This is a genomic window from Streptomyces sp. NPDC018964 (assembly GCF_044390325.1).
In the GTDB taxonomy this organism is placed as follows: domain Bacteria; phylum Actinomycetota; class Actinomycetes; order Streptomycetales; family Streptomycetaceae; genus Streptomyces.
The window spans coordinates 1-4,073 of record NZ_JBIRYZ010000058.1; the positions used below are offsets into that span (position 1 = coordinate 1).

The 4,073-nt window shown below is 68.5% G+C and carries 3 protein-coding genes; 2 read left to right on the forward strand and 1 reads right to left on the reverse strand.

Going from position 1 to position 4,073, the window contains the following annotated elements; all coding sequences use genetic code 11:
- The first annotated feature begins 318 nt into the window (after positions 1-318).
- Positions 319-1,845, forward strand: coding sequence for a hypothetical protein (locus ACH5AO_RS37095; protein WP_398932537.1), 1,527 nt, complete (start codon positions 319-321; stop codon positions 1,843-1,845).
- 791 nt (positions 1,846-2,636) lie between these two features.
- Positions 2,637-2,774, forward strand: coding sequence for a hypothetical protein (locus ACH5AO_RS37100; protein ID WP_398932539.1), 138 nt, complete (start codon positions 2,637-2,639; stop codon positions 2,772-2,774).
- 160 nt (positions 2,775-2,934) lie between these two features.
- On the opposite strand, the gene ACH5AO_RS37105 is transcribed toward ACH5AO_RS37100, so the two are convergent.
- On the reverse strand, positions 2,935-3,852 hold the full coding sequence (locus ACH5AO_RS37105) for an endonuclease/exonuclease/phosphatase family protein (protein WP_398932541.1): 918 nt from the start codon (positions 3,850-3,852) through the stop codon (positions 2,935-2,937).
- Positions 3,853-4,073: the final 221 nt, after the last annotated feature.

A 4,073-nucleotide genomic window follows, 5' to 3' on the forward strand; every position in this document is an offset into this window, starting at 1 on the left:
CACCCCCCAGGTCATCCGTTCGACAGGGGGCAACAGTCATGCCGGGCCCGGAGGCCAGCGGCCCTCTTGCAGGACCGCGAAGAAGATAACGGGGGGTGGTGACCGACCGGGCACGGGTCCTGGGAGCCGACCATTCCGACACTCTGGCGGCTCGCTCCCGGCGTATCGGTTTCGTCGCGCAGGCCGGGGACCATGCGGAGGCGGCGCGCCTGCAGACCGAGCTGTCCGCTGACCAGGCACGCGCCCAGGGACCCAACCACCCCCATGCCTGACTCCCCTTGTATCCCTCGGTCAGTGGGCGGTGTTACTTTCCGTGACATGACCGATCACGCGCTACGGCTGCTGCGGCAGGACCACCGCCTGGCCGAACTGGCCGCCTTCCCGTTCGACTTCGACCTCGACCGCGCCGCCCACGGCCATGGCGAGGAGGTCCGCCTCGCCTCGGGCGGGCCGCTGGAGACCGTGGCCGGGGACGACACCGGCGGTACGTACTTCGTGTGCGGGGACGGCTCGGTGCTCTACGCCGACTCGGATGGCGCCGCGGGGATCATCGGATCCAGTGTCGACGAGGCCCTGGAGCTCATGATCGGCCTGCCCTGCTGGCGCGACTGCACACACCTGTCGCCGGACGACGGCGAGGAGAGGATCCTGGCGTACGTCACGGAGACCGAGGACGCGATCCGCGAGCACTACGGAATCGACGAGAAGCGGGTCGAGCTCCGTGCGGCGCTGGGCTTCCCGGAACGCTCCCCGGTCGAGCTGGTGGGCAGACTGCGCGCGGCACTGCTGCGCACCGAGCCGGACTTCGTCCTGCTCAACGCGGACGAGGGGTGCGCGTACGACCGGTTGGGCCCGGCCGGTCCACCACTGTGGGAGCCCGTGCTCGCGGCGGGCCGCACGGATCTCGCCCGTCTGCGGGAGGGCGACCCCGCGGCATGGCGCGAAGTCGCCGAGGACCCGGTCCGGCGCCGGATCACCCTGCGGGCCGCGCAGTTCGACCGCGCCGAGGGCGATCCGGAGCTGCTGCGCCATTTGCTGCGGCACGAGACACGGTCCTCGATGACGGACGAACTGCGGCTCGCGGCCGTGCTGGTGGGGCTGCACGGGGACACCGGAGATCTGCCGCTGCTGGCCGAGGTCCGGGAGACGGACTTCGACACGGCGTGCGGCCTGGGCGGTGTGCCGGAACCGGGGGCGAGCGCGGACGAGTTGCGACAGTGGGCGCGGGAGCTCGACGAGTCGATGTTCGGGACGGACCCGTCGGACGAGCCGGTCTCCACCTGGACCGACCTGGCGCGGGACCAGGGGATGACGGACCTCGCGCGGGTGACGCTGATCCGCGAACTCGACGGCATCGTCCTGGACCAGAGCAGACTCCGCCGCCCCGACGCGCCCCACACCCTGACCACGGCTCCACTGAGCGGGCTCGCCCAGGACTTCGAGGAACTCGGCGACCTTCCCCAGGCGCTGCGCGCCCAGCACCTGTACGCCGCCCTCCAGGAGACGGCGTGGGACCGGGCCTCGGCCCGGCACACCCTCGCCCGCCTGGAGCGGGAGGCGGGCCGGCTGCCGCAGGCGGCGGACAGTCTGGCCGCCGTGCGCGAGGCCCTGGCCACCCCGGACGACGACTCACTGCGCCACTGGCAGCGGGTCAACCTCGGCCGCTTCATCGCCGAGGAGCACTACCGGCTCACCCTCGCCCTGGCCGACGCGGGCCGCCCCGAGGAGGCCCGTGCCCTCCTCACCGCCGCCGACGCCGTACTCGGCGAGCTCTCGGACAACGCCGCGAAGGGCGTCCGCGAGCTCGCCGAGCGAACCACCGCACGCGTGCGGGAGACGGACTGAGGACGGGCACGGCGTGGACGGTGTCACCGGCACCACCATGGACACCTTCGTCGCCGGCAGCGACGGTGACCGCTTCGGCGTACTGATCCAGGTGCAGGACGACTGACACGTCCGGCGGCGACGAGGTGCCGCCCGGCCACGGTGAGCGGTTACAGGATGCTGCTTGGACCGTTTCTCCAGACAACGCGCCGAGTATGCGCCGTTCTGTCTGGAGAAACGGTCCAATCATCCTCGCCGCACTCCTGATGAGGGCGTGAAAGGAACGGCAGTGCCTGGAAGGGCGGTTTCAGGGAGCACCCGTTCTCGTCACGAGGGGCGGGTTTCGGTTGGGTGGCGCGCTGTTCGGTCACGGCGGGTGGACGGCGATTTTTCCGCGCCCCGGCAGGACGATTCCGGACGGACCGCTGTGCGTGGTGAGTGGAGCGCGCACAACTACGGTCTGTCCCCCAAAGGTGCGTGGGCCGCATGTCAAAACCGTGGAGTTCCGCTGTGGAAAGGCCAGTTGAGCACTCCATGAGCTGCGGAAGGCGAATGTCTGATGTATCCGCGAGCATCGATGCGTGTTCGGGCTTGAGGTGGTCCAGGGCTGACCGCACATCACGAGTGCGGCAATTTATATGATTAAATACCCGACACGCATACGCCATTTCGGGCATCCAAACACCCCTTGTAGCCTTATGGACATCACTGCGGCACGACTTCTCAACGGCCCCCATCTCGAGCACCCGGGTCCTGAGATGAGGGACGAGGCCCTGGCCCTCTGCCAGGAACGTCGAGAGGAGAAGCCGCACATGCGCGAGAAGAAGGGGTGGCGCAAGGTCCGCGCGGGCTGCGTCATCGTGGCGGGTGTCATGACGGCCACCTACTGGACACTGCGCACCGTACAGGCCGGAATCGACCTGTACGGGGCCGTCGGCCCCTGGGTGTGACGACCCAGGAAACCGACGGCCGGCCGAAGCGGTGGGGTCCCGGACGGAAGGGATGCCGGAAGGGGCCCCGCTGCGGAACGGTTCATCGGAACCCGGACCGACGTTCCCGCACTGGAGCGTCGCCTTCCTCGACTGAGCCTGACCGTCTTTGTGCGGCCTGCTACTTCACGGTGGCGGTGCCGATGAGGATGCGGTGATCCGAGCAGCGGCCGTCCGGCGATTTGTCCGTGCGATCACAGGCGGTGGAGATCGCCAGCGAATCCGCGCTGTAGCTGTCCGGGCCGGCGAGCGCCGCCTCCGAGACGAAGAGCATGTCGATTTTCCGCATGGTCTTGCACGGTGACTGACTGACGGTCTTGTCGTCGGCCGTCCACTCGCCGTATCCGAGGCAGGAGGGGAGTTCCGTCTTGACGGGGTCGGTGTCGTCCAGTTCCCGGAACAACCCCCTGTTGCCGCCGTTGATACCGGTCTCCAAGGTGGCCGAGTAGAACGTGTCCAGCGAGGGGTAGTGGGGCTGGACGTTGAAGTCGCCCGCGATCATGACCGTCTGGCCGGCGTTGACCCACGCGTCGAGCCGCCCCTGGACGTCCTGGAGCTGCTTCAGCTTGTCGGCGTCCGAAGCCACCGTGATGTGCGTCGTACAGAAGCGGGTGGCCGAGTCGGCGAGAAGCGGCGCGCAGAGCAGGTTCCGCTTCTCGTCCGTTCCGTCGTCCGGGAGCTCGATCCGGTCGGCGGTGCCGAGCGGACGCTTGCTGAAGATCGCGTTGCCGAACGCCTCCCCACCACATACGTCGGGGTCGTCCGCCGTCCTGCTGGCCTCGAAGCGACCGAAATTGTCATGATCGTCGGGCCAGTTCGCCGCTCGCAGCTGCGTGACGAGCGCGCGCCACTGGTTCGCGCAGAGCTCGTTGAACGCGGCGAAGTCCGCATTGCGGTACACGATCGACGACACGGCCCCATCCACCATGCCTGAGGTCACGGAGCCTGCGTTGAGCTTGTTCCCGGCGACGTTCCACTGCCAGATGTTGTATGTCTTCGGGCTCGTCGTCTCGGCCGCGGCCGAGACCGCGGGCAGCATCGCGGCACACAACGCGCCCGCGAGAGCGATCCGGATCCGGCGGAACCGTCCCATAAGGTCTTCCTCCCATGAAGTACCAGCCCTCCCCCTGGCCGGGGCACCGCTTGATACGGCAGAGGCGACCTTAAGGGCCTGCCGATCATCAAGGTGTTGCTTTCGGGGGTGGGGTCTCGTTGATGTCGTATGCGCATCCCGGACGAGACTCGTGATCAACTTGCTGT